Source organism: Pseudomonas sp. ITEM 17296, from assembly GCF_028895205.1.
GTDB lineage: Bacteria > Pseudomonadota > Gammaproteobacteria > Pseudomonadales > Pseudomonadaceae > Aquipseudomonas > Aquipseudomonas kermanshahensis.
Genome location: NZ_WJRS01000007.1, coordinates 63,644 through 88,478, shown reverse-complemented (window position 1 = coordinate 88,478; position 24,835 = coordinate 63,644). Strand labels below are relative to the sequence as shown.

Genomic DNA, 24,835 nt, shown 5'->3' with positions numbered 1-24,835 from the left:
AGCAAATGCCATTCGCTCGCATGGTCTGGTGGCTCTCTGATTGAGCCGCCGGGCTGTGCCTGCGTGGGAGTGAGAAACCATGGCCAACAACAAGTTTTCCATTGGCCTTGTGATCGGCGGGGTGGTCAGCGCAACGGTCGGCGCGGCGTTCAAAGACGTTGAGGGCCGAATCGGCAAACTCAAGAAGCGCGGCGAAGAGGCCAAGGTGCTGCAGGGCGTCATTGGCGAAACCATGCGCCTGCGCGATGAGTGGAAGAAAGCCAGCGAGGCGGGAGAGGCCAGTGCGCGCGGCCTACGAAACCAGCTCGACCGCAACGTTGCTGCCCTGCGAAAACAAGGTGTCGAGGTCGGTCGCCTGGAGGACCACTACCGCACGCTGGGTCGCACTGCGCAAGCCGCTGCCCGGCAGGCCAAGGGTCTGCAGCAGATCGAGGCGGGCAAAGCCGGCCTGCGATCCACTGCCGTGCAGGCCACGGTCGGCACCGCGGCCTTAGCGGTACCCACCAAGATCAGTGCCGACTATCAGGCGATAGTGCGGGATATCGCCATCAAGGCGGGTGTGGCCAACAAGGCCGAGGAAGTCGACCTAAACCGGGGCATCATCACCACGGCCAAAGACACCGGCCTGGCGCGCAACGAGGTGGCCGATGTTCTTAACAACCTGGTGGGGGCCGGTATGGACCTGCAGGAGGCGGCGCGTTATTCCAGCGTGGCCGCCAAGTTTGTGGTGGGTCAGGGCGCGGACGGTACCGACACCGCGCGAATGATCAACGCCCTGGGGCAAAACGCCAAGATCACCGACCCCGTGGTGATGCAGCGAGCGCTGGAGGCCATCGCCTACCAGGGGCAGGCTGGTAGCTTCGAGGCCAGCGACATGGCCAAGTGGTTCCCTGAGCTGCTGGCCGGCATGGCGAAGCAGGGCATTTACGGCATGGACGCCGTCACCCAGTTGGGTTCGATCCTGCAGGTGCAGATCAAGTCTGCCGGCAGCGCCGATGAGGCGGCCAACAACCTCAAGAACTGGATGGAAAAGATCGGCTCGGGCGAGACGGTCAAGGCGTACAAGGACGCCGGCATTGACTATCAGAAGTCGCTCATTTCCGGCCTGCAGAGCGGCATGTCGACGCTGGAGGCCAGCTTTGCACTTGCCCAAAAATACATCCAGAAGACCGACCCGAAAAAGGCCGCTGCCATGGCTGAGGCGGCGGCCAAGATCAACCAGGAGACGGACCCCGAAAAAGCCAAGCGCATGATGCAGGCGCTGGAGGAGGCCATGCGTACCGGCGACTTGTTCGCGGATATGCAGGTCAAATCTGCGCTCATGGCCTACATGCAGAACAAAGCGCTGTACGAGGAACTGAAAACCCAGTCTGCAGACGCGGCGGGCATTCTCGACCAGAACCTGGCAGAGCGCCGCGAAACGTCCTCGCAGAAGTGGAAAGAAACCGCCAACGAGATTGACGACGCGTTCCGCGCCATTGGTAACGGCTTGCGGCCGTTGACGGACGGTGCCGCCGACGTATTGCGGGCGACGGCCACCGGCATTGGCTGGATTGCCGAAAAGGTGCCGTCCTTGGCCCTTGGGGCTACAGCGCTGGCAGCGGGGGGCTTTGCCATCACCAAAGCGGTGGCGGCCATTCGGGTTGCCAGAGGCCTGTACAACGTCGCCAAGGGCGCTGCAGGCGCTGCTGGAGTGCAACGCGTATTTGTCACCAACCCCCAGGCCGGGGCTGGTGATGGCGGCGGCAGTTCGGTAGGCGGCGGGGCTGGGGACACCGCACGGCGCAACCCTCGGCGTAGCCGGTTGGGCCGTGTCGGCGGTCTGCTGGGGCGTGCCGGACGCTTGGCCAGCTTTGGTAAGGGGGTGCCGGTGCTGGGCGCTGCGGTGGCCGCACTGCAGATTGGCAGCGCTGTGGCCAGCGACCAGCCACCCGAACAAAAAGCCGAGGGTGTCGGCAGTGCGGTGGGCGGTTTGGCCGGAGGCATTGCCGGCGCAGCCACGGGCGCGGCCTTGGGCTCGATCATTCCGGTGGTCGGCACGGCTATTGGTGGTCTGGTAGGCGGTATACTTGGGAGCCTTGGCGGGGACGCGCTGGGCGCCAAAGTCGGCAGCCTTTTTGCCACGAAGGCGCAGCCTGATCCAGCGGCTGCGCCGGCGGAACAGGGGGCGCCTACAGAAGGTAGCGAAGGCGGGGCGGCGAAGGCTGAGCCCTCCGAGTCGCCTGTTACGCGTAACGGCCCTGAGTCGCTGCGGGTGGTGCCGGCGCCTGCCGAACCGGCGGTGTCCTACGATCCCAAGGACCCTGATTCCAAGGACCCGTTCCTGGTGCCGGGGCTGACTGCTGGCAAGGTGCGTTTCCCTGGTGCACCGCTCACGCGGCCGCCGGCCGAGCCGGTCGTTACGCGTAACGAGCCTGAGCCGTTGCGGGTGGTGCCGGCGCCTGCCGAGCCGGCGGTTTCCTACGATCCCAAGGACCCTGATTCCAAGGACCCGTTTCTGGTGCCGGCGCTGACTGCTGGCAAGGTGCGTTTCCCTGGTGCACCGCTCATGCGCCCGCCGGCCGGCGACCCTGCGGCCTTGCTGGGCAACCTGCAGCCCGCCGGTGCAGTGGGGCCTGGCATGGCTCAGGCCGGGCAGATGCTGGGCGACTACCAGCGTGCAGCGGATAAGCCGGCGCCGGCCAAGGCTGAGCCGGCATCCCTCAAGCTCGACCAGCGCTTTGAGCTGAGCATTCCGGTCACGGTCCAGGGGGACGTAGCAGACCGGCAGAAACTCGCCAACGAGTTGCGTCCCTATTTCATGCAGATGATGCAGGACGCTACCCGCGACATTAACGCGCGTCAGCTGTACGACGCGCCGCACCTGTAGGGAGGATAACTAATGGCGTACATGGAGCAGCTGCAGGGCAGCCTAAAGTCGCTTGCCGCTGCAGGAGAGGCTGGCCGCCGCACGGTGGACGGCATGCTGGGTCCTATGAATGGGGCCGTTACGCAAATGAAAGGGGCTGTTTCCGAGCTGGAAACCCTGCCGGTGGTGGGGGAACTGATCGGCGGCAAGCTGAACCGGGTCATGGGCGGTATCGCCCAGGCCCAGGCCAAGGTCGGCAAGGTGCTGGCCGTCTACAACCAGGCCAGCAACGCGGTCACGCAAGTGCAGGAGCGGGTGGCCGAGTTTGGCGAGCAGGCAGACCGGGCAAAGAAGGCCATTTCCAACATTGCGGACAAGTACAACCAGGCCGGCGGTATCAGCGGCATGGTGTCCAATTTCTCGCTATCGGAAATGTTCTCCAGCGCCTCGATCCGCTCCAAGGAAGACCCGCCCAAAGAGGCCATCAAGGCGTTCCCTCATCTGCTGATCCTGCAGCCTCAGAGCGTCAAGGCGGAGCCGTTCTATTTCAACCTGGACACGGCGGCCTTTGACGAACTGCGGCGCAAGACCTCGTTTCGCTGGGCAGCTCAGGAGCGCCTTACCCGGCGCTCTGCGCAGCAAGCGGTGGGCATTGGCGATGAGCGCCTGACACTCAAGGGCGCAATTTTCCCCTCGTTCCGGGGTGGCCTCGGCCAGCTCGACACTTTGCGCAGCATCGGCGGCCAGCTGCAACCGCTGGGGCTGACCACCGGCTACGGCCAGGTGTTGGGCAATTGGTGCCTGACCGATATCGAGGAAGAACAAGCCACGCTGCTGCAGGGCGGAATTCCGCGCAAGCAGGCATTCACCTTGGAGTTCACGCGCTATGGCGATGATTTGTCGAACGTCTGACGGCGATGTGCTCGATGCTATCTGTTTCCACTATTACGGGCACCTGAGCGGCACGGTGGAGGCGGTGCTGGGCGCTAATCCGGGCCTTGCCGTCGAGCCGCAGCCCTACCGCGCCGGGGTGCTGATCAGCCTTCCCGAACTCGCTAGAACCGACCAGCTGACCGTCCAGCTGTGGGACTAGCGCACCTGCCTTACCGGAGTTTTCCATGAAACCGCAATTTCGTATCGTCGCTGACGGTACCGATATCACGCGCCTGATAAACGACCGTCTGCTGATGCTGCGCACGCTCGACAAGCCCGGCATGGAGTCGGACGAGTTCGAACTGCGTATTGACGACCGCGATCAGGCCGTTTCGCTGCCGTCGCGCGGCGCCAAGATCGAGGTTTTTCTAGGCTATGACGGCGCGCAGCTGACCCGGATCAACAGTTATACGGTCGATGAGATTGAGCTGACCGGGCCGCCGGATACGATGGTCATACGAGGCAAGGCCAGCGACATGCGCGGTAGTGGCAAGACCACTCGCAACGGCAGTTTCGAGGGCAAGACGTTGGCCGAGATTGTCGCCACGGTGGCCCGCCGCAATGGCTGGATACCGGCCTGTGATGTGCAGACCGTCGTGGGCCGGGCGGACCAGCTCGGGGAGTCCGACTACAACTTTATCACCCGCATTGCCCGCTTGTATGACTGTACCGCCAAGGTGGCCAGCGGCAAGCTGATAGTCCTCAAGCGGCAGGCTGGCGTCACGGCCAGTGGCAAAACGCTGCCGGCAGTCACCATTCGGCGCGCGGACGTTAGCCGCTACTCATTCCGCGTCGGGGACCGTTCCACCCATAAGAGCGTCAAGACCACCCACCATAACGCCAAGACCGGCACCCTGGACGTTATCGAACTGAAAAACGACGACGCCCCGGACGGCCTGCCGCCTGTGCATACCGACCGCCATATACACCCTAATAAGAACGCTGCTGAGCAAGCCGCCAAGGCGCGCCTGGCGGCGTTCAACCGCTCGACCGCTGGGGTGCGATTGGAAATGCCGGGCGGTGTCGACCTGTTCGCAGAACGCCAGATCAACGCCCAGGACTTCAAAGACGGTTTTGACGGCGAGTATCTGGTGGATTCCGTGGAGCAGGTATTCACCCAAGCAGGCTGGTCGACCACCGTTGAATGCAATGGCGGCAAGAAGGGCAAGGCCAAAGCTGCTGGTAAGAAAAAGAAAACCTCAACACCTCTCGAAGTCGTGCAGCTTTAACCGCACAGACAAACAGACCATCACTGGAGACTTAAATGGCAATCTCTGTACATCAGCTGCAACAAATCCTCCCCAACGCCGGCCGAAAAGCCGGCGTTTTTGTTTCCGGCCTCAACGCAACAATGGGCAAGTACTCGATCATCACTCCTCGGCGTATGGCTGCGTTCCTAGCACAAGTCGGCCATGAGTCGGGCCAGCTGCTGTATGTGCGAGAGCTCGGTAACGATGCCTACCTGGCCAAGTACGACACCGGGCGATTGGCGGAGCGCCTCGGCAACACCCCGGCGGCTGACGGCGATGGTCAGCGATACCGTGGCCGCGGGCTTATCCAGATCACCGGCCGTGACAACTATGAGGCCTGCAGCGAGGCCCTGTTCGGTGACAGTCGCTTGCTCAACACCCCCGACCTGCTCGAGCAGCCGGTCTATGCGTCGCTGTCGGCCGGCTGGTACTGGCAGCGGGCGGGGCTCAATAGCCTCGCTGACAAGGTGCTGCAGGCCGATGATTCGGTGTTCGAGCTGATCACTCGCCGTATCAATGGTGGCCTGAATGGGTTGAAGGATCGCCAAATGCTCTACATGCGCGCGCTTGAGGTGTTGCAGTAATGCCGCTGAACTGGCGTATCGCGCTTCTGGCCGTTGCGGTCGGACTCTATGCCGGCGGGCGAGGGGCCTGGGTGTGGCAGGCCAGCGAGTACGGAAAGCAGTTGGCTGAACAGGCTGCAGGTTATGTCCAGCAACTGGCGGACAGTGATCGGGCTCACGGTCGAGAACGTGAGGAGGCTGCAGCTGCAGCCCTGAATCAGTTAGCGGAGCAGAAGGCTCAGCGAAAAGTCTTGGAAGCTCGCCTGCAGGAGCAGGGAAAAACACATTGGCGGGAGATAAACGATGCTCAAGAAACTCAAGCTCGCCTGCGCGACAGGCTTGCTGCCGCTGATCTGCGGTTGTCAGTCCTTGTCGACGCCAGAGCCTTCGCCTGCCCGGGTTGTGACGGTGGGGTGCGAGAATCCGCCGGCACCCGAGGCTTGGTACATGGTGCCGTACGCGCCCAACTTGACCCAGCGAATGCTCAACGAATTGTCGCCATCACCAACGAAGGCGACCGGGGACTAATTGCTCTTAGGGCTTGTCAGGCCTACATAAGAGAAGTATCGCAACGGTAAAGGGACAATCTTGGCCCAGTATGAAGAAGGCTTCGGGATCACAGCTTACTCCAGACCGGGCGTTAATGGGGGAGGCAACATTGCCACAGGGAACTGCCTACGTGACATTTTTCGCTTGAGTGGGGCTACACTTCGTCTACCGTAGAGGGTTGTCTCGGATTGGCCAATTCGAGCATTCGGTCCCAGTTGGTGGAGTGATCATCTCAGCATCCGCTGACATCCTTCTGTCAGAGGTATTCCTTTTGCATATAATCTAGGCATAATCCATCGAAATCAAATGCCGAGCTGAAGGTTTTTTATCATGGCTGAAATATCAACGCTGACAGCGGTTTCCTCTATTTCTCGTCTTTTGGCGCCCGTTTTGAGTGGGCTTTATGCAAGTGCGAAAGCGCCGATTAAGAGTAGTATGCAAGGCTGGAAGGCAGGAGAGGATCTGGACAAAATCTCTGAATATTATACCAGGCTAGCTAGCGTTAAAACGATATTTTCCCGCGATGAGGCTTTGGCGATAGACTCTTTTTACTATCCTTCAAAAATTGCCACCAAAGGAAAGTCCGCAAGTTTCAGGGTTCATAGTAAGTTGGGTATGAGCTTGAGAGCTAAGACTGTGGATGGATTACGCGACTTGCCAAAGGGGCACTTGGTCGTTGAAGGCGTGGTGGGGCAGGGTAAGTCGATATTTATGAGGCATTTAGCATTGTCTATGTTGTCAGACGATGTTGATAAAAAGGTTCCGATATTTATTGAGTTGAGGAATGTTAGCAAGATAAATTCGCTGAGGAGCCTTGTTCGTAAAGCCTTCCAAGCCATTGGTGTGGAGGTTGATGATGGCGTGATTAAGTATTTGTCAAAGAAAGACAAACTTGTCTTTGTTCTGGATGGCTTTGATGAGGTTTCCCAAGAGCTGGTATCCGATCTCCTAGTGGAGATCAATGAGCTAAAAAATCTGAATAGTGGGTTGAGAATAATAGTTTCATCAAGACCTCAGAATGCCATCCAGAATGTCCCTGAATTTAATGTCGTTTCGTTGATGCCTTTGGGACCTAAGGATCACAATGCTTTCTTAAGAAAGCTGGGGGTTGATACAGTACGGCGAGAAGAGCTGGTTGAAGCTGTTAAATCAAGCCCCAAAGATATACAAGAAGCTATCAGCACTCCACTCATGATGACTATCATGGTGTTGGTGTATGAAAGTGTTAAGCAAATACCTCCATATCTTTCAGATTTCTTTAGTGCGTTGTTTCACGTGGTTTTTACTCAGCATGATAGTCTGAAAGAGGCTTTTCGGCGCGAGCATCACACAGGTCTATCTGAGTCAAAGTTGCAGCATCTGTTTGAAGCATTTTGTTTTGTTGTGATGCAGCGCTCATATGGGCGTACTCTAACTAAAGCTCAGTTCAATGAGTGCTTTGAAAAGGCGTCCAAGTATGTCCCGAAAATTGAGTGTTCTGTTGAGCAGTTCAGGTCGGATATTGTGGGTGTCGCATGTTTGATGCTTGAGGAAGGGGTCGGTGAAGCAACCTTTCTTCATAAGGGTATTTTGGATTATTTTGCTGCAGCATTTGCCGCTAGGTTTGAAAAGCTTTCTGAGAATTTCTACAAATCTATTGCTAGGTCTTATTTGGGATGGAAAGTGTCGCTTCACTTTTTGGAAAAAATTGATCGCCATCGATATCTGAAATTTTATTATCTGGCTGTTGTTGTTGAAGAGTTAAAGGCGCTTTCTGAGGCTCTCGGGGCCGCAGATGAGCTGTCATTTGAAACTTATGTTGTAGGTTTGTTTGATGGTGGACTTATAACCAAGCAATCTTCAGTGATTAGCTACGGTTTAATGCCGGTCGCGAGAAATGAACTCGCTTATGATGCTGCTCGGGCAGTTATTGAGCGTGTTAGTCATACCCATTTGTTTGATATTGATAATAAAAAATTCAGTGACTTTGCTTCAAGTAGTAAAAGGCTAATAAACGTAGCTGATACTTATGTTGAGTTGAGTTTAGAGGCCTGGATGGAAATGTTCGGTGTGGATGGTATACGGTCTGCGTTGGCTGCGATCGAGAATGATTATGCCGAGCGTGTTAGATGTGCTAGGGAAGAGTTGAAAGCATTCGAAAGTGTCGATGCTGTAATTGATATGAGTTTTGAGGTTTAATAAGCAGAAAGTTTGACGTTATCATAGTGGGCTGCGTCGAATAATATCAAGGTGAACCTTGGTGTCTGGGCCGAGCATGAGTCATTGGCATGCCGCGGTCCAGATTGCCGAGTCCATTGAATAAGTTCTACGCTAGGCCGTGTAGCCGTAGTAGAATGCCCTTGAATAAATTGAAGGTTTCAGTGCGCTTTCCTTCTTTTCTGATAATGGTTTCATCGCAAGTCATATAGTGCCCGCTTAAAAAAATTTCAATGCTAGTAGTAGACGTCGCATCAGCCTCCCCCGAGTCACACTCCTTTGTTAACCAGTCATTTAACAATTCCTTTGCAGAATATAATTTTCTAGCCTTCGCAACGTCGGATGTATCTGTAAATTGCTCAATACTTGGAAAGTGGCAATGCCAAATGAAAGACTGGATCTCAAGAGAGCTAATATCTTCCTGCGACTGAAGCAGTCTTCGACCATTACGTGAAAAATACATCATGGAATGTGCAGTATCCATCCCCCCTAGCCAAGGTCTATCAAAAGGGGTAACACGTAGACTCTCGCTTAAACTATTTACTCTCTCGCTTCGTGCTTCTCCAGGGCTTATAATTTTCCCTCGACTATCTTTCCAGTACAATGCGCGTTTAATTTTTGAGGGGGCTGGATCTACAATCTCCGTGACGCCAAACTTACTGGGGTTTTTTGCTATAATTGCTCCCGGGGTTAGAACAAAATCGCCAATGCCGGCTAGTGCCCATTTGTCTCTATATTTCAGTAGGAAGTTAAAAGTTTCTTCGGATTCTATGGGGGTTTCTCCCGGGAAGCCGATGAACCCCATCATTTGAACGCCGATGTTATTTGCGGATAGCTCCTCTAATATCTGAGGTAAAATTGCCAATTTAACACCTTTGTCTATTAGATTTAAAACCCGCTGGGATGCTGATTCGAAACCGAATGATATAGATACGCATCCAGCATCACGCAGTTCACGTGATAACGTTTTTCTAAAGCTGGGCTCTAGTCTCAATTCTGCACTCCATTTCAGTGTCAAACCTTTATCTACAATCTCAGCGCCTAGATCACGAAGATAAGAAGGAGACATTGAGTCAACTGCGAAATAAATAAAAGGAGTGATTTTAGATATCTCTTGCAGCTGCTTTACAGCAGTAGCTACTTTAAGTTCGCGTGAAGGTGCGGTCGGGCTGTCTTGGTTTAGGCCGTAGTCACAGAAAGTACAACGATTCCAATAACACCCTCGTGTAGGTGAAAATAAAAACAAGGGGAAGGGTGACCAGTATTTGTTATAATCCCATATTGAGTATTCGGGTTCTGCGAGGTTGTTGACATCTTCATAACGAACAGGGTAACTCCCCGATGTGGACCTTATGCTTTTCTTTGTAAAAATCCCTGGAGCAGCTACAGGTATTGGTCGGCCTTCAGATACATAGTTAAGTATGTCTACGAACGCGGACTCACCTTCTCCAACAACGAGAACATCTATATCGTTAAAGACTTGCCATAGGTCAGTAGTATTTCGAACTCCCTTGAATATATCCGTAATCTCGGTGCCTCCTGCTATAATTAGCGATGAAGGCGAATGCTGTCGTATAAGTCGCATCATCCATAGAGCGAGAGGAAGTTGAGAGATATAATTTATCGAAATGCCCACAACGTCCCACTTCGCACCTGATAAGTACGATTTGAATTTTTCAGCCCAATACTCTTTAAATGGTGAGGCTAGCAACTCTAGTAGCTCTGGGTTTGATAGGTCGCTGGGTGAGCTAAAGTCTAATACGTATCCTGATCTCATGCTAAAGTTGTCGAACTGCCCCGGCATTCCTTTTAGGCTTAATATATCCATCCATCTATTAAGTATCATTACCGATTGCTTGTAATGCTGGTAATCAAAGAATCTGTCTTTATCACGCATAAGGTCTCTTGCATCTTTGACGTCGGATGACTTCATCCCAATTGCGCGGAGTGCAAATCTATAACGTAGCTGTTCTCCTCTAGATAAGAGTGATTTCTTTTCAAGGTGTTTAAGCTCATCTAAAGCCTCGTTTAAGAGCTTTTCAATGCGATCCGGATGCAGCGTAAACTCGAGCATGTCTAGATTTACATCGATACACTGGCCGTTGGTGAAGCCGGCCCTAGATGCTGCTCCCACCAAATATGAAAGAGAGTGATATGGTGACGTCGGGTCTGATAAGGGAGCGTTGAGCAAAAGAAAGCTCGGGGACTTTGCTGCATTGCTTGAACATATTAAATTCATCTTATTAAGTCTCCGAGCTTCCATGTGTTATAGCTTGTCGTTGTTGTTATTGTTAACTATGTGTGCGGCGATCGGATCCATGCCACCTAATTTTTGACGAATGGAATCCAAAGCTCCAATTTCATCATCAGATAAGCCGATTAATGCTGTCTGGTCGTCAGTGGGCAGGTCCTGCCCAAACTGCTTGATAGCTTCGCTGATCCCTAAGTTTTTAGCGTTGGCAAGTACTTCTTTTATCACCAAAGCACGAGTTGTTTGGTCCATGTTTTTCTCCAGGAGTCAAATTTAAAAGTGGTCCTCCTGCTAATAATATTTTCATGGCCATTACAAGCGAGAGGGTACTGGCTCCAACGAATGCCGAGATCATTAACCTGTTTAGCCCAGTCTGAACTTCTATGCTTGGACATGTTAAGTCAGTGATACACAAATCTCGATGTCGAAGCTGTACACTGACGAGCATAGACGACGCTATTTGGTCTTGCCAGCTTTGAGGGTATGAGATTCGAGCTGCTCTAAACCGCCTGTAATCAAGCTGCTCACCACTTGCTTTTGATCCGTAACCTTTCTTGGTTTAGGACAGGGTGGGTGGGAAGCGGCCGTTGCGGTCATCCACCTTTTGAACCTTGGGGCTGTAATCTGGACAGCTGAAGGAGCCTCTGGTCATGAATCGCACCTTGATTGGATTAGGGGGGCAACGAACATCTAGTACAGTTAGCGCTTGAGGTGATCAAGAAATGTTATGGCTTGTTAGTTGATGAATGTGAAGCAACTGAAAGCTCTAGGACCTCCTCTTGGAGAGTCTCATCAAGTGAGACTTTTTTGAGTGGGAGTCGGCCGGTCGGGTCAATGACAGAAGGGTTGGTGCAAGATTGGTTCGAAAGATGCGAGTTAGCGCTGGACACTCCGTTTTGAAAGACTTTTGGAATTAATGGCCCGATCCATCATCGGGCATTCCCCCCCCCTGCGTTTTGTGGCTCGGCCCGCTTGACGAGACAAATCTAGCGGTGAGTAGCTGTTGATTCAGGACCGTAAACCCTCTATTCCAATACAAATCGCCTCTGCGTGAGTGTCCAGTGTCGTCAGGGCCGCCATGACGTTTTCATGGATTTGAGTTGAACCACGTTGACTCACCCATAGCGACAGCTCCTCCAAGGCTGCTCTGAGGGCGGTTTGATTCAATAGCAGCAGTTCCATTGTGTCCGCTGTGATTGCGGCTTTCTCTTCCATGGCGAGCTCCCTGCGAGTGGATTCGAGGGTAATAATAGGACAGTTCTAGGGCGCCTGGGACCCGAGTAAGGCACTTGTTACGGGAGGGCAGTGAGCGGGTGTGTCGCACCGAATTCAGTTCCGCAATGGCGAGATGGGTCAGCGGAAAATACGGCCTCCAGCGAAAGGCTTGGTAAAGGTTTGCGGAAATTTTTCGAGGTTAAGTCACTGATTTTAAAATAAAAAATCGTAGACTTGAAAACCGTCGATGGGCAACTATCCTAGAGTTCGAATCTCTACGCTTCCGCCATATTCAAAGCCCTGATTATTCAGGGCTTTTTGCGTTTCTGGGGCATAGAAAAACTACCCATGGAAACACCCTTGGGAATGGTTTATCTCGGAAGCGCTTCTGATACGTCCGTAGGTCTGAGCCCGTCGATTGGCGCCTTCTCGAAGATGTCGAGCAACTGCCTACCTCGGCCCCAACATGACTAGGTCCTTAGCTGCTCGCCTTCGCTTCGAGTTCGCCCCACTTCAGTCGAGCCAAGCTCAGATCGCTGCCTAAGGGTCTCGGCTTAGCTGACTTGTCCAGGTAGAAATAGTTGATTCATTCCTTGCCGGGGTTCTTCCTGCGCTTGCTGGTGCGCTTGCGCCGGTAGTAGGTGACCTTTTCAGCGAGTCGATGAGCTCGTTTTGTGGCTCGCCCTCGGCCTGGCCAATAGCTCAGAGGTGCTGACCCCGCGCCCCTCGACGGTCGGTTGATGCTTTGTTTGCCGACCGCCATCCCCCACTGCTGCGTCGCAGATCAACTGCTTGTAAATGTTGTCGCCATCGATGCTAAGGCCGCCCCGCCCGAGTAGGTCGGCGGGCTTGAGTTTTAGGGGGAGGGGTTTAAAAGGCCAGGAGGCGCAGGTAAGTGCGAATAGAAGCTCGCGAGGATATAGCTTCGGTCGAAGCCGCACGACACAACGCAAGGTCGGACGGCCCCATTTTAGTGTCTTGTAGAGGGTTTGGATTTAACTCTTTCTGTATAGGCTCATTCCACAGCCGTGATAATCATTTGGAGCTTGGGCGACCTGGAATATGGCTAAGGATCGATTTGGAGAACCCGCCATCGACACAGATATCCTGCCCCGTGACATAGCCGGCTAGCGGGCTAATGAGAAATTCGATCACGTTTGCGATGTCTAGCGGTTCGCCGATTCTGGCCAGTGGAATGATCGCTTCTCGTGCTTTCTTGATCTGCGGATCAGCGTACATTTTTTCAGACATGGGTGTATGTGTCATGCCTGGCGACACGATATTGACCCGAATGCCTTCAGGTGCCCACTCCAGAGCGAGAGTTTGCGCCAGCATTGTTAATGCTGCCTTGGTGGGGCTGTAGGCGCCAGAGCCGGCGTGCGGAAGCTGGCCAGACATCGACGAGGTAAAGCACGCTGAGCCTCGGCTCTCGCGAAGATGCGGGTAGCTTGCTTTGGCAAGCAACCAGGCGCCGCGAAGATTGACGGCGAACATGTCGTCCCAATCCTCAATGGACAAATTGCAGATCGCGCCGGGGCTGGCGACGCCAGCATTCGCAACCAGCGTGTCAAGCCCGCCGAATTCGGCTACTGCAGCTGCCACCAGTTGGTCAGGCACCGCAGGATCGCCGAGATCACCAGACAATGAGATCGCGACGCCACCCATAGCCATGATTTTTCGAACGATTTCATCCTGGGTTGCGTTTGGGGCTTGCCCACAAACGGCAATTTTCGGCTGCGAGCCCCGGGCAAGCGCAGCCTCCGCGATTCTCAGGCATACCGAAGCACCGATGCCGCTACTACCGCCACTCACCAAAGCTCTCATTTAACAACCCTCACACATAGATTTTGTTGTAGGTGGAAGCCTTAACCTACAAAACCGGGTGCAATTTTGCAATCAAATTGACAATGGAATTCGATTACGTTATGTTTTTTTCACCATCAGAATGGCCTTGACAGCGCAACGGCTGTCGCCATCCACATACATCCATGGTCGCGTCTTCCTCTAAGCGATAGTGGTCAGCCTACAAAATTCATAATATGAATGGCCCGTTTCACTCCGGTGAGTACTCAACTGAAAGGATGTTTCGATATGATCATCAGCACGTTTTCTTATCTGTGGTCATCCACGGCAATCGATGCAATTGCGCAGCTCTCTGAGCATGGGCACCGTGTGTTCGAGGTGCCCGTAAGTTCGCCACATTGCTGGCCGGTGGAAATGTCGACTGCAGAGCGTTCTGCTGCAAGCGTGCGTCTGCGTCAGTACGATGCCAAGGTCAGGTCGCTCAACGCCGGCGGCTATGACGTCAACTTGGCAAGTCCCGCCGCCAATATGCGTCAGAAGAGCATTGATCACATTAAGGCGGTGATTGACCTGGCTGTCGCTTGGGATACCCAGGAGGTGGTGATATCTCCTGGCACGCGGCGCCCGATGATTTCTCCACCGCTCGAAAAGACTTATGATTGGATGTACGAGAGCCTGGCGGCTCTGACGCCGCTGGCGAAACAGGCTGGTGTGCGCTTGCTGCTAGAAAATACCCCGTATTGCTTCACCCCTACGATGCGGGAGTTGGCTGAGGTTGTTGATACTGTCAATGATGATGTCGTCAGAGTCGTTTATGACATCGCCAACGCTGCTTACATAGGTGAGGACCCAGTAGCGAGTTTGCTGGCCTACCAGAGTGCTATCGACTTTGTGCATGTGTCCGACACCGGCACGGATGTGTGGGGGCATGATCCAGTTGGTACCGGAGTCGTAGACTTCATCGGATTGGGTGAGGCCGTTCACGCGACCTGCGGTATTGAAAACTGCGTGCTCGAAATCATCCGCGAAGAAAACGCCTTATATGAACTGAACAAAGGTGTGCAGGATCTGCGTGAGAAGGGGTGGAACATTCGGTAGTTGCCTTTCTATCGCTCGTCGCCCCAGTAGCCCTGAGGCCCGCAATGGGCCCAGGTGCAAGTTAGAGCGTTAGCGCGCAGCTTACAAGTCTCCCTCGCTGACAGAAGTCCACAGGGACCAGCACTCTCCCACCCTTGTGGCCGATCGTTTCAAGTGTTCGATATGAGCATCCAAGGTTTCCTCGCGCATGCGTGCAATGGGGCCGGCGATGCTAAGGGTTGCCACCGGGGCCGAGTTGCTTGATCGTGAGGGGTCGAATACAGGCACTGCCACGACGCACACGCCCACTTCGCCTTCTTCTCGTACTACCGCATGCCCCTCTTTGCGGATCAGTGCGATGTCATCAAAAATGTCGCGAATCGAAACGCGTGCGTTGGGCCCTGCATATTCTCGGCTATTCTCGATATCCCAGGCGGCGAGAATGCGCATGGCGCGCTCATCACGCATAGTGGAGAGCCATGCTTTGCCTGCCGCAGTGGTATGGGGAATGATTTTTTCGTCTAGGGCGCGGCGGTATTGAAGGCCCCTGGTATTTTTCGTGGCCTGCAGTACCCAAGTCAGATGATCCTCTGCAACTTCCGCCAGGCGAACATGCTCGCCGGTTTCGCTGGCTAGTTCGTTGAGCAAAGGTTGCATGATCCTGGCAAACCCAGTTTCAGTGATGTAGTTCACGCCCATGCTGGGAATTTTCAGCGTCAGGCAGTAATGGTCCTGCTCGTCCTGGTAAACGTAGCCTCTCTCCCGCAGGGCGCTCAATATACGGTGAGCCGTGGCCATCGCCACTTGAGTCTGTTCACTGATTTCAGACAGGGCGAGGCCGCCTGGATGGGAAAGGAGCAGTTCCAGAGTATTGAAGTAGCGGCCTATATGTGACAATTTTTAGTCCTTTGTTTCGCGTCAGGGCATTATAGGGTGATGGGGGCGCCACCCAGGCGATCTGACTCATAGGCCGCCTCGATGATACGCATGACGCGGTGCATGGTTGCTAGCCCGGCGCCTGTATAAGCAACGTCTCGGTCAGGCGCGAGGATGTCGGTTACGAAGTTGTCGTAATACACGTCAGAGTTCAGGCTCATGTGCAGGTCACTTGCCTGCCCGGCCGCGTTGACCAGCCGCAAGCCGTCAGAGGTAGAGCGCGCATAGAACTGATCAGTTGACATTGAAAATGAATACTCCCGCTGCTCGGGTGTATTGGCGGGATAATTGTACCCCGTTTCGATAGTGCAGATGCAGCCACTCTCGGTCACCAGGGTCATCAACGAGCCGATCTCTACTGCTGTCAGTAACGAATCGCGATACATCACTGCCGACACGCTGCGAATCGCCTCTCCGGAGATTTCCTCAACCAGATCGACGAAATGAGGGGCGAGATTGATCGTGCATCCGCCCCCCGATCGTTTTGGCTCAAGCATCCAAGAGCAACTGTTAGCCAGGTAGCGTCCAGGCGGGCCAGCGTTGAATCGAAACGCCAGGGTTCTCCACTTGGCTTCACTCTGCCTGGCTTCTTGTTTTAGGCGGTTCAGTAATTCACTGTGCCTCCATATCAACGGCACCGCCACGAACAGACCGTTGGCTTCGGTGCGTTGGTAAAGGTCCAGCACCTCATGCTGGGTTAGCCCGCAAGGCTTTTCCATCGCGAAGGGGACCTTTTGCTCGATCAATGCCTCGCCCATGGCATACAGCTCATCATGCGGGCCAAAGGCGAAGGCAAAATCAGCTTCCTCGTTTTCCAGCAGGGTTTCCCAGCGATCGTAAAGTTGCGCTCCGAAACGCTGGGCGAGAGCGGGCCCCCGCGACCCCGTTGCGTCGGACACCGCCGTGACCGTTACATCAGGCAAGCGCTCAAGCGCATCGAGATAGAGCGGGGTGTGCCAGTGGCTGACTTCTAGGAGAACGACTTTCAAACATCCACCTTTATAAATAAGTATGTTTGACAAACCTGCGGTGCCATGGAGGTTACGGATCGAACCGCGAAAGAATAGCGCGCAAGCTACATTTTTGAGGTTGCAAAACAGCCTATCACGACCCTGTTATGAACGGAAGTAAGTTACGTTTTGATCGGGCGCTGAGCGCTGTGCCGGCGCTGTGGAGCAATAGCAGTCGGCGTGAGGGGTGCGCGCACGCCGAAAGCATGCGCATCGTGGAATGTTCTGATTGGAGTGATGAGGAGGGTGCGGGCTGGCAGTCAGGGGAAGGGTATGGGAGGCTACAATCCCGTCGAGTAACGGCGCTCGATGTCTTCAAAACCCAAGAAACTAAGAGCCAGCAAGGCCTGGCCTACGTGCATGGGCTGGCCGTCAAGGGTTTTGCATCCGCGTGTTTGTGCCTCAATTAATAAAGCGGTCGGCTCGGCTCGAGTGATGATGTCGACCACCACCGTAGCTGGGTTCAGCCGCGCTGCTTCTATTGGCATCGGATCATCAGGGTTCATGCCAAGCGGGGTAGCATTGATAACGATGTCATGACCTGTAGGGTCTGGAGGCCCTGCTTGTACGTTGCACGCCCCTTCTTTGCCAGCGTTTTGCGCCAAGTCAGCGGCGCGGAGCGGATCCAAATCTGAAATGGTCAGTGAGCGAGCGCCAGCAGCGGCAACGGCGAAAGCGATGGCCCTTCCCGAGCCTCCTGCTCCGACCAGGAGAACTGATTTCCCGTGTAGAGAAACACCCTGACGCTGCATGCCCAGTACGCAGCCGAGCCCATCGAACACAGCTCCCTCCCAGCGACCGTCCTTGTCGCAGCGAACCACATTGATTGCGCCGATCTGGCGCGCGGTAGGGTGAAGAATGTCTACGACTTCAAGCATGGTTTGCTTGTGCGGCATGGTAATCAGCAGTCCAGCGAGGTTGCGGATTGCGCGCGCGCCTTTTACGAACTCGGCCAGGCCCTGCGTACCGACCTCCAATGGAATGCAGACGGCGTCAGACTGTGCTTCGGCGAATAGCCTATTCAGCAGCATCGGGGATTTGGCGCTCTTGAGCGGATCACCTATCAATCCATAGATGCGCGTTGTGCCGGTGATGAGTGGATGCATGTGAACCTACTGTAGTTGACGGGGGCACGCCAATTGCCAGCTCGCAGCTGTTGGACTTTGTTGCTGGCGGCGCACACGTTTATCGCCGGGGTGCTTAACGTGCTGCGCAGAGCAACTGCGCAACACGTTGAGAGTGATGGGTCTGGTTGTCAGTCGGGCATCACTGGAGTTGATTTTTGAGCGCTTGATTGGGGGTGCTAGTGCTCGATCTGGGATTGGATTTTTCCCGCAGCAGTTCGTACTCCTCTTTCGACATTGGCACAGCGTTGGGGTCACCCAGTTCGCTCAGACGAATACGGAACGTTTCGCGGGTAGTAAACGCCGCAATGGCGCAGATGGCACAGATAGCGAAAGTCAGCGCTCCAATTTTCAGGGGGATATTTTCGGTGCCAGGCGGCGCAACGGATACGAACAGGGCTGGCAGAAACGCAGTGCATGCCACGCCGATGTTTTGACCGATGGCCATACCAGTGACGCGTACCCGTGTGCGGAACAACTCAGGGAACATGCTTGGGAAAACACCATTGAAACCTTGGTAGGCCACGCCCCACATGAGAAGCGAGAGAATCAAAGACAGCCAGAGATTGTGGATACTGATTGCATAGAGATACCCAAACGACAAGAGACCGCCGCAGAGCACGCCCACGATCACCGGGGGGCGACGGCCAATTCTGTCAGAGAGTTTACCGACGAATGGGATAAGTATCACAGCGCACAAATTGCCCAGGACAGGAATCCACATGAACAAGCCGGAGGGAAAACCAATACCGTAAGCTGGCTGGACTGCATAGGTGGCGCCGAACACGGAGGCGAGGATTGCAAGTACTGCAGAGAGTGCCATGCAGATGACACGCAACACATCCTTCCAGCTTTCGGTGAGTACCTCGACTACTGGCAATTTACGAGGCTTGTCCTGTGCTCGCGCCTCAGCAAAGACTGGGGCCTCATGTACTTCGCGGCGGATGATCCATCCGACCACAAGCACCACAGCGCTAAGCAAGAAGGGAATTCGCCAACCCCATGACGCAAAGTCATCCGCAGGCATGAATTGGGCGAGCGGCAGGAAAACCGCCGCCGCGAGCAGTTGCCCGGCTTGCACGCCTTGAAGGGTAAAGCTTGCGAAGTAACCACGGCGCCCGTCAGGTGCATGCTCCATGGTCATAGAGCTTGCGCAAGACACTTCACCGGCAACCGCGAACCCTTGGATCAGACGCAAGATAATCAGTATTGCGGGAGCCCACACGCCGATCTGCTGGTAGGTCGGGAGTAAGCCAATGCACATGGTCGAGAAGCCCATCAAGAACATGCAGTAGACCAATACTGTCTTGCGGCCATGGCGGTCACCCAGGTGCCCTAGCACCACTGCTCCTATAGGTCGTGCGATGTACCCAACGCCGAAGCTAGCGAGTGAAACGATGATTCCTACGGTTGGATCGTCCGTTGGAAAAAACAGTTGCGGGAAAAGCAGGGCAGCGGCAGTCGCATAAATGAAAAAGTCGTAGTACTCCAACGCCGAGCCGATCCAGCCGCTAGCTGCGGCCTTCCTTGACTGACGCTTGGAGTGTGGATCGCTCGGGATGCCATGGCTCATGAAGTGTCTCCGGTACCGTAATTTTGTTATTGTAACGTCGTTCCATTTGTAATGTTGTTCCCGCGCATTGCCTTTGTCAAGCGTGCTGGCACGGTTCAGGTTCATGAGTCGGCCAGCCCTTGGGCTGGCTGTTCACGAGCCATTCATTGTTTATGGGAGCGGTAGGCCCGCCAGCGTGAGTTGCAGCCTCATCGCTGTACTTCTAGTGAGCCGGGTATAGATAAGGAGTAGGGGACGGGCCAGCGAGTGAACGTATTTGCGTTGACTTGACGATCACGTGATGATTACTATTGTAACTGTGTTCCAGATAGAACGGCGTGACATTTTTTGTCGGCGCCGCTCAAAACCAGCTGAGAATAATCCCATGAGAGTCGTTAAAGGTGCTGTTGATCGTTGCCTTGAGGCTATCGAGCTGCTGGCTCGTGAGGCCCGCTGGATGCGAATGTCCGATATTGCAGGTGAATTGGGGATGGAAAAGGGGCCTGCGCACCGTGTGCTTGCGCAGTTGGTGGAGCAAGGGTGGGCCGAGCAGGATGAGGCGACGTCCCAATACCGTCTGACACTCAAATTGGCGCTTTTGGGGCAGCGTTATCTGAACGGCATCGGATTGCCGGAGCTTGTTCAGCCGATTATTGAAAATGTAGCGTCTTTATCCCATGAGCTGGTACGCCTGACTGTCGTCTGCGAGGGCGGCTTGTCCTGGCTGGCCTCGGCTCAAGGCGCTGCACCTGGGTTGATGTACTCGCCCGCCATGGATCAGCCTATCAATCTGTACACCACCGCTAATGGCAAAGCCTGGCTTGCATCTATGCCTGACGAGCAAGCTGTCGAGATTGCTATCCGCGACGGTCTGGGCAAAGACCAGGGTGCAGGCAAGGGTCCTCGGGCTATCAATACTGTCGAACGCTTACTTTCCGACTTGGCGGCGACCAGAGCACGGGGCTATGGACTCGTTGTGGAAGAGGCTGAGGCCGGCGTGTGGGCAATCGCGGTTCCGGTGAGGCTCATCCCATCTGGAATTGTGGTCGGGACCATGAGTATCGCCGGTCCGGTGTTGCGCATGCATCCAGACCGCTACGAGGATTTGCATGCACTGCTCGAGGATGCTGCGAACAAGCTCGGTACGGTATGGCCTCGGCAATCCAGCGTGCAGGGATGAAGTACATGGATAAGTTCAGTCAATCAGCCGATGCGCCTGAATCCATCCTTCTGCAAGCCGCCGCGCACCTCGCGAACGCACGGCAAACGGGTAATAAATTAGATGCCCTGCCATGCAATGAGATTTCACTGACCCTAGAGCAAGGCTTCGAAATACAGCAGCATGTCGGTGTGCTGGCCGGGAAAAAAGTGGGCGGATGGAAATGCGCACTGCCCAAGCCTGGCAAGTGGATAGTCGCGCCCATCTACACCGATAGCATCGTGAGCTGCGATCAATACACCCTGGGCTTCGCAACTTCCAAGGTGCGAATCGAACCTGAGCTTGCATGCGTGTTAGGGGCCGGCCTTCCTGCCCGCGCGGCACCTTACACGGCCGACGACATAACGCGCTCTATCAGCCAGGTACACCTTGCGCTGGAGGTGATCGACTGTCGGTACACCGATCCGCAAAAGGTTACGTTTGAGCAGTTGCTGGCTGATGGGTTGTTCAACCATGGGCTAGTCCTGGGGGGGCGTGCCGTTTCACTAGCCTCGAACAATTTGCCCACTCACCTTGATGTAACGCTTAGTCATCCGGGTGTCGAGCCTGTGAGCGTTGCCGGCACTCACCCGGATCAAGACCCCGTCTCGCCGATCGTCTGGCTTGCGAATTTTCTTTCTGCACGGGGCATTGATCTGCAAGCGGGTCAGGTCGTGATCACCGGCTCCTATGCAGGGGTACTCGAAGTTCCCACTCACCAGCCGCTGGACATCCAGTTCGGCGAGGCAGGTTCACTGTCTGTCTTTTTTTCAACGCTTGAGGAGTAACGTATGCGCTTGGTTCGTTTCGGTTTGCCTGGACAAGAACTGCCTGGGATTTTGGATGCTCAAGGACAGGTCAGGGATCTCACTGGCATTGTCGATGACATCGATGCAGCGGCGCTGTCGCCGTCCAGCATCGAGAAGCTGCGCGGTGTCGACATTGAGCGTCTGCCGTTCGCGCCTGCGGGATCGCGTCTAGGGCCGTGTGTGGGCAGTGTGCCGAACCTGATCTGCATCGGCCTCAATTATTCTGACCACGCCGCCGAGACCAACACGCCTATTCCGAGCCAGCCTGTTGTATTCAATAAACACACAGGCTCTATCAGCGGTGCAAACGACCCTGTGATTCTGCCGGGTGATTCTAAGAAGCTCGACTGGGAAGTTGAGCTGGCCATCGTGATTGGTTCACCCGCCTGGCACGTAGAAGAAAGCAAGGCGCTGGATCATGTGGCCGGATACTGCCTGGCTAACGATGTCTCCGAACGTGCCTATCAGCTTGAGTACGAAGGGCAATGGACCAAGGGTAAGAGCAGCTTTTCCTTCGCGCCACTTGGCCCTTGGTTGGTGACTCGCGATGAAATCGCCGACCCGCAGAACCTCGACCTCTGGCTGGAAGTGAACGGCAAGCGTTATCAGAACGGTAACACTCGGACCATGATTTTCAGTGTCGCGCACATCGTTTCTTACCTGAGCCGTTTCATGCCGCTCATGCCGGGTGATGTGATTATCACCGGGACACCACCAGGTGTTGGGCTTGGACAGAAACCAAATGTGTTTCTCAAGGCGGGTGACGTCATGCGCGTAGGGGGCACAGGGCTGGGCGAACAGTCTCAGGCGGTAGTGCCGTATGTAGCGGAAATGGGAGCTGCCTGGGTTGCGGGCCGTCATCCTAACGTTGATTAATGCCGGAGAATGAGACATGAGCTTTGCAGGAACAGGTGTGGTTGCAATTTGGCATGATCTTGTGCCCGACGCGCGGGATGAGTTCTACGAATGGCATAACCGTGAACACATGCCAGAGCGCGCGGCGATTCCGGGATTTCAGCGGGGGCGACGATACATCGCGCTCGATGCTGGGCCTGCTTATTTCAATCTGTACGAGGCTGATTCTGTCGAGGTGCTGGGGGGGCCAGATTACCTGGCTCGCCTAAATGCGCCGACGCCATGGACACAGAAAGTCGTGCAGTCATACCGTAATGTCGCCCGATCGATTTGCGACGTTCATTACACGGCCGGTGTGGGTAATGGCGCTTATTTGGTGACCCTGCGCTTCAATGTCGCTGTCGAGCGCTACACGGACGTTCTGCAAGCATTGCGCGATCGAATGTTGCCCCCGCTGGTCGATGCACAAGGGATCACCGGTGTCCACTTCTGCACCGCTGATGAAGCCGTCAGCAAGGTTGAAACTGCGGAGAAGAAGGCCCGATCAGAGGGCACTGAAATTCCATCCTGGATCATCATGATCGAAGGTTGCGCCGCTGACTATGTCGGACATATCAGAGAGCGACTGGTCGCGGAGTTGAGCAACCTGCTGGACGACCCTGAGCAGCAGCTCGCCACCACGCTTTACCAACTGGAATACACCCGTTGCAAGACACCTTCCAGCGCGGGTTGAGGTTTGCTGACCTGCAGCGACACTGCAGGTAGTGCTTGATCGTTTTCCTCTTCTGGGCGCGCCTCGCCAAGTGTCATGCGCTTTGTCTCTGGCGTGCTCATTTTTTGACTTTATAGAGGGTACTGGAGTTTGGCCTGCGCTCACGAATTAACGGGCTCGGCCGTCGCCGTCTGCTGGATGTCGCAACAATAGCGCGCCGCTCTTAGCCACGCGCTGCGCCACGGAGGCGCAGTAATAAGCCTGAGGTCATGCAGGCTTGCGCTATTCATAGAAAACGGAAGAACCCTCTGCTTAGAGGGGGCGTCAATTAATAGAAGGCGTTGTACAAAACCTCGTTGAATGAATGCTCGGCGTGACAAGCTGCGTTTATATTAAATGTCTGTGATGGAAACAATAAAAAATGAAAATCCGCGCATCCGAATATATTTACAATAACGCAAAGATATTTTTTGTTCTGCCGCTTTTCAGTACGGCAGTCTGCGTGCAGGCAACCGAGGCTGGATTTATAGGGGATTCAACTGCTGCGCTGGCGCTACGTAATTTTTACATTAACCGTAACTTTGTAAGCGACTCTACCACTCAAGGCAAAGCAGAAGAGTGGAGTCAAGCTTTTATCATGAGTTATAAGTCGGGCTTTACCCAGGGGCCGGTGGGCTTTGGCGTTGACGCCCTGGGGCTGTTCGCCGTGAAGTTAGACAGTGGGCGTGGCACCCGAGGAACACAATTGCTGCCCATTCATGACGATGGCCGCGCGGCCGATGATTACGGGCGTTTGGCAATTGCAGGTAAAGCGCGGTTCTCTTCTACAGAGCTCAAGGTCGGCGAATGGATGCCCACGCTGCCAATCTTGCGTTCAGATGACGGCCGGTCGTTACCCCAGACGTTCCGCGGTGCACAGATTACTTCTCGAGAAATCGAAAATGTTACCCTCTACGGCGGGCAATTCCGTGCTAACAGCCCGCGAAATGATGCCAGCATGGAGGATATGTTCCTCGCGCAGAAACCGGGCGTCACCTCTGATCGGTTCAACTTCCTGGGTGGCGAGTATACGTTCAATGACAAGCAGACGATGCTCGGCGTGTGGGGGGCTGAGTTGAAAGATATCTATAGTCAGCAGATGGTGCAGCTCACCCATAGCCAATCCGTTGGCGACTGGACGCTGGGTGCCAATTTACAATGGTTCACTGGTAAGGATGAGGGGCGATCTCTGGCGGGAGATCTTGATAACCGTACAGGGTCTGGGTTGTTTTTCGCCAAGTATGGTGCAAACACATTTTATATCGGGTTGCAAAAGGTCTCTGGTCAGGACGGTTGGATGAAAGTTAACGGCACGTCGGGTGGCTCACTGGCCAATGACAGCTTTAACTCTAGTTACGAAAATGCTAATGAGCGCTCTTGGCAGTTGCGACATGATTATAATTTCACGGCACTGGGTGTGCCCGGGCTGACACTTATGAACCGGTACATCAAGGGAAGCGGTATCCATGTGGGTACTGAGACTGACGCCAAGGAGTGGGGCAGGGAGAGTGAACTGGCTTATGTTTTTCAATCTGGCGCACTTAAAGACCTGAACGTCAAATGGCGAAATTCGACACTGCGTCGAGCGTGGGGGACTAATACTAGTTTCAATGAAAACCGCCTAATCATTAACTACCCGCTTTCGCTGTTTTGATTTACAGGGATTGTTAGTGGCCCCCGAGCGTCTGTGGTCTGCAGTTAACGGCAGGCTATATTAGGAAGGACTAGCTGGGTAGAGTCGCGTTCGGTTGCGATGAAGCCCATGCGTAAAGCAGTGGGCGTCATCGAGAAATGAACGTACAGATCGCCAGGTAGACTAAGTTCACGGTGATAAGCTCACGCATCATGGCTGTGGCCAGCCGCCATCGTATGGGCATTCATACTGCTGCCTTCCAGTTTGTAGTAGCACACCCCA

21 protein-coding genes are annotated in these 24,835 nt (G+C 54.7%); 13 read left to right on the top strand and 8 right to left on the bottom strand.

All coding sequences use genetic code 11. The annotated features are described in order from the left end of the window. The first annotated feature begins 79 nt into the window (after positions 1–79). From GIB19_RS10725 to GIB19_RS10695, 7 genes are all read left to right on the top strand, one after another. Positions 80–2,869: a phage tail tape measure protein gene (locus GIB19_RS10725; RefSeq protein WP_274885469.1), complete on the top strand. Its 2,790-nt coding sequence runs from the start codon at positions 80–82 to the stop codon at positions 2,867–2,869. A 12-nt stretch (positions 2,870–2,881) separates the two neighbouring features. Continuing rightward, on the top strand, positions 2,882–3,760 hold the full coding sequence (locus GIB19_RS10720) for a phage tail protein (protein WP_274885468.1): 879 nt from the start codon (positions 2,882–2,884) through the stop codon (positions 3,758–3,760). Beyond that, positions 3,735–3,941, top strand: a complete 207-nt coding sequence (locus GIB19_RS10715; protein WP_274885467.1) for a tail protein X — start codon at positions 3,735–3,737, stop codon at positions 3,939–3,941. Before GIB19_RS10720 ends, GIB19_RS10715 begins: the two co-directional genes overlap by 26 nt. Before the next feature lie 25 nt (positions 3,942–3,966). Continuing rightward, positions 3,967–5,010: a phage late control D family protein gene (locus GIB19_RS10710; protein WP_274885466.1), complete on the top strand. Its 1,044-nt coding sequence runs from the start codon at positions 3,967–3,969 to the stop codon at positions 5,008–5,010. Between the two features lie 35 nt (positions 5,011–5,045). Continuing rightward, positions 5,046–5,615: a glycoside hydrolase family 19 protein gene (locus tag GIB19_RS10705; RefSeq protein ID WP_274885465.1), complete on the top strand. Its 570-nt coding sequence runs from the start codon at positions 5,046–5,048 to the stop codon at positions 5,613–5,615. Next, complete coding sequence (locus GIB19_RS10700; protein WP_274885464.1) at positions 5,615–6,172, top strand: lysis system i-spanin subunit Rz; 558 nt, start codon at positions 5,615–5,617, stop codon at positions 6,170–6,172. The genes GIB19_RS10705 and GIB19_RS10700 overlap by 1 nt, the downstream gene beginning before the upstream one ends. Before the next feature lie 301 nt (positions 6,173–6,473). Next, the gene (locus GIB19_RS10695) at positions 6,474–8,321 is read left to right on the top strand and encodes an NACHT domain-containing protein (RefSeq protein ID WP_274885463.1); all 1,848 of its coding nucleotides are present in this window, start codon (positions 6,474–6,476) and stop codon (positions 8,319–8,321) included. Positions 8,322–8,448: 127 nt separating this feature from the next. On the opposite strand, the gene GIB19_RS10690 is transcribed toward GIB19_RS10695, so the two are convergent. The 4 genes from GIB19_RS10690 to GIB19_RS10675 form a co-directional block, all read right to left on the bottom strand. Further along, on the bottom strand, positions 8,449–10,530 hold the full coding sequence (locus GIB19_RS10690; protein ID WP_274885462.1) for a B12-binding domain-containing radical SAM protein: 2,082 nt from the start codon (positions 10,528–10,530) through the stop codon (positions 8,449–8,451). 75 nt (positions 10,531–10,605) lie between these two features. After that, complete coding sequence (locus GIB19_RS10685; RefSeq protein ID WP_274885461.1) at positions 10,606–10,842, bottom strand: hypothetical protein; 237 nt, start codon at positions 10,840–10,842, stop codon at positions 10,606–10,608. Between the two features lie 756 nt (positions 10,843–11,598). Then, entirely contained in the window at positions 11,599–11,805 is a 207-nt protein-coding gene (locus tag GIB19_RS10680) for a hypothetical protein (protein ID WP_274885460.1), read from the bottom strand. Positions 11,806–12,840: 1,035 nt separating this feature from the next. Continuing rightward, positions 12,841–13,629: an SDR family NAD(P)-dependent oxidoreductase gene (locus GIB19_RS10675; protein ID WP_099428822.1), complete on the bottom strand. Its 789-nt coding sequence runs from the start codon at positions 13,627–13,629 to the stop codon at positions 12,841–12,843. A 267-nt stretch (positions 13,630–13,896) separates the two neighbouring features. Between GIB19_RS10675 and GIB19_RS10670 the strand changes: the two genes are divergently transcribed. Beyond that, complete coding sequence (locus GIB19_RS10670) at positions 13,897–14,706, top strand: sugar phosphate isomerase/epimerase family protein (RefSeq protein WP_274885459.1); 810 nt, start codon at positions 13,897–13,899, stop codon at positions 14,704–14,706. An 81-nt stretch (positions 14,707–14,787) separates the two neighbouring features. Here GIB19_RS10670 and GIB19_RS10665 read toward each other — a convergent pair whose 3' ends face one another. From GIB19_RS10665 to GIB19_RS10650, 4 genes are all read right to left on the bottom strand, one after another. Then, positions 14,788–15,582 carry an IclR family transcriptional regulator gene (locus tag GIB19_RS10665; RefSeq protein ID WP_027592718.1) on the bottom strand — a complete coding sequence of 265 codons (795 nt, stop codon included), beginning with the start codon at positions 15,580–15,582 and terminating at the stop codon, positions 14,788–14,790. Positions 15,583–15,611: 29 nt separating this feature from the next. Beyond that, the gene (locus tag GIB19_RS10660) at positions 15,612–16,610 is read right to left on the bottom strand and encodes a Gfo/Idh/MocA family protein (RefSeq protein WP_274885458.1); all 999 of its coding nucleotides are present in this window, start codon (positions 16,608–16,610) and stop codon (positions 15,612–15,614) included. A gap of 302 nt (positions 16,611–16,912) precedes the next feature. Beyond that, on the bottom strand, positions 16,913–17,737 hold the full coding sequence (locus GIB19_RS10655; protein ID WP_099428825.1) for a shikimate dehydrogenase family protein: 825 nt from the start codon (positions 17,735–17,737) through the stop codon (positions 16,913–16,915). A gap of 160 nt (positions 17,738–17,897) precedes the next feature. After that, positions 17,898–19,328, bottom strand: coding sequence for an MFS transporter (locus tag GIB19_RS10650; RefSeq protein WP_274885457.1), 1,431 nt, complete (start codon positions 19,326–19,328; stop codon positions 17,898–17,900). Positions 19,329–19,608: 280 nt separating this feature from the next. Here GIB19_RS10650 and GIB19_RS10645 point away from each other — a divergent pair, with 280 nt between their 5' ends. From GIB19_RS10645 to GIB19_RS10625, 5 genes are all read left to right on the top strand, one after another. Further along, positions 19,609–20,487, top strand: a complete 879-nt coding sequence (locus tag GIB19_RS10645; RefSeq protein ID WP_274885455.1) for an IclR family transcriptional regulator — start codon at positions 19,609–19,611, stop codon at positions 20,485–20,487. A gap of 5 nt (positions 20,488–20,492) precedes the next feature. Continuing rightward, positions 20,493–21,293, top strand: a complete 801-nt coding sequence (locus GIB19_RS10640; protein ID WP_274885453.1) for a 2-keto-4-pentenoate hydratase — start codon at positions 20,493–20,495, stop codon at positions 21,291–21,293. 3 nt (positions 21,294–21,296) lie between these two features. Next, the gene (locus tag GIB19_RS10635; protein WP_099428828.1) at positions 21,297–22,190 is read left to right on the top strand and encodes a fumarylacetoacetate hydrolase family protein; all 894 of its coding nucleotides are present in this window, start codon (positions 21,297–21,299) and stop codon (positions 22,188–22,190) included. A 16-nt stretch (positions 22,191–22,206) separates the two neighbouring features. Continuing rightward, positions 22,207–22,902 (top strand): hypothetical protein, encoded by a 696-nt coding sequence (locus tag GIB19_RS10630; protein ID WP_027592711.1) that lies wholly within the window; start codon positions 22,207–22,209, stop codon positions 22,900–22,902. Positions 22,903–23,302: 400 nt separating this feature from the next. After that, complete coding sequence (locus GIB19_RS10625; protein WP_274885450.1) at positions 23,303–24,574, top strand: OprD family porin; 1,272 nt, start codon at positions 23,303–23,305, stop codon at positions 24,572–24,574. Positions 24,575–24,835 lie beyond the last annotated feature (261 nt).

Bases quoted from the DNA above. Each gene is read 5' to 3' on its own strand.
- GIB19_RS10725 (WP_274885469.1), top strand. From the start codon at position 80: ATGGCCAACAACAAGTTTTCCATTGGCCTTGTGATCGGCGGGGTGGTC.
- GIB19_RS10720 (WP_274885468.1), top strand. From the start codon at position 2,882: ATGGCGTACATGGAGCAGCTGCAGGGCAGCCTAAAGTCGCTTGCCGCT.
- GIB19_RS10715 (WP_274885467.1), top strand. From the start codon at position 3,735: ATGGCGATGATTTGTCGAACGTCTGACGGCGATGTGCTCGATGCTATC.
- GIB19_RS10710 (WP_274885466.1), top strand. From the start codon at position 3,967: ATGAAACCGCAATTTCGTATCGTCGCTGACGGTACCGATATCACGCGC.
- GIB19_RS10705 (WP_274885465.1), top strand. From the start codon at position 5,046: ATGGCAATCTCTGTACATCAGCTGCAACAAATCCTCCCCAACGCCGGC.
- GIB19_RS10700 (WP_274885464.1), top strand. From the start codon at position 5,615: ATGCCGCTGAACTGGCGTATCGCGCTTCTGGCCGTTGCGGTCGGACTC.
- GIB19_RS10695 (WP_274885463.1), top strand. From the start codon at position 6,474: ATGGCTGAAATATCAACGCTGACAGCGGTTTCCTCTATTTCTCGTCTT.
- GIB19_RS10685 (WP_274885461.1), bottom strand. From the start codon at position 10,842: ATGGACCAAACAACTCGTGCTTTGGTGATAAAAGAAGTACTTGCCAAC.
- GIB19_RS10680 (WP_274885460.1), bottom strand. From the start codon at position 11,805: ATGGAAGAGAAAGCCGCAATCACAGCGGACACAATGGAACTGCTGCTA.
- GIB19_RS10675 (WP_099428822.1), bottom strand. From the start codon at position 13,629: ATGAGAGCTTTGGTGAGTGGCGGTAGTAGCGGCATCGGTGCTTCGGTA.
- GIB19_RS10670 (WP_274885459.1), top strand. From the start codon at position 13,897: ATGATCATCAGCACGTTTTCTTATCTGTGGTCATCCACGGCAATCGAT.
- GIB19_RS10655 (WP_099428825.1), bottom strand. From the start codon at position 17,737: ATGCATCCACTCATCACCGGCACAACGCGCATCTATGGATTGATAGGT.
- GIB19_RS10650 (WP_274885457.1), bottom strand. From the start codon at position 19,328: ATGAGCCATGGCATCCCGAGCGATCCACACTCCAAGCGTCAGTCAAGG.
- GIB19_RS10645 (WP_274885455.1), top strand. From the start codon at position 19,609: ATGATTACTATTGTAACTGTGTTCCAGATAGAACGGCGTGACATTTTT.
- GIB19_RS10640 (WP_274885453.1), top strand. From the start codon at position 20,493: ATGGATAAGTTCAGTCAATCAGCCGATGCGCCTGAATCCATCCTTCTG.
- GIB19_RS10635 (WP_099428828.1), top strand. From the start codon at position 21,297: ATGCGCTTGGTTCGTTTCGGTTTGCCTGGACAAGAACTGCCTGGGATT.
- GIB19_RS10630 (WP_027592711.1), top strand. From the start codon at position 22,207: ATGAGCTTTGCAGGAACAGGTGTGGTTGCAATTTGGCATGATCTTGTG.
- GIB19_RS10625 (WP_274885450.1), top strand. From the start codon at position 23,303: ATGAAAATCCGCGCATCCGAATATATTTACAATAACGCAAAGATATTT.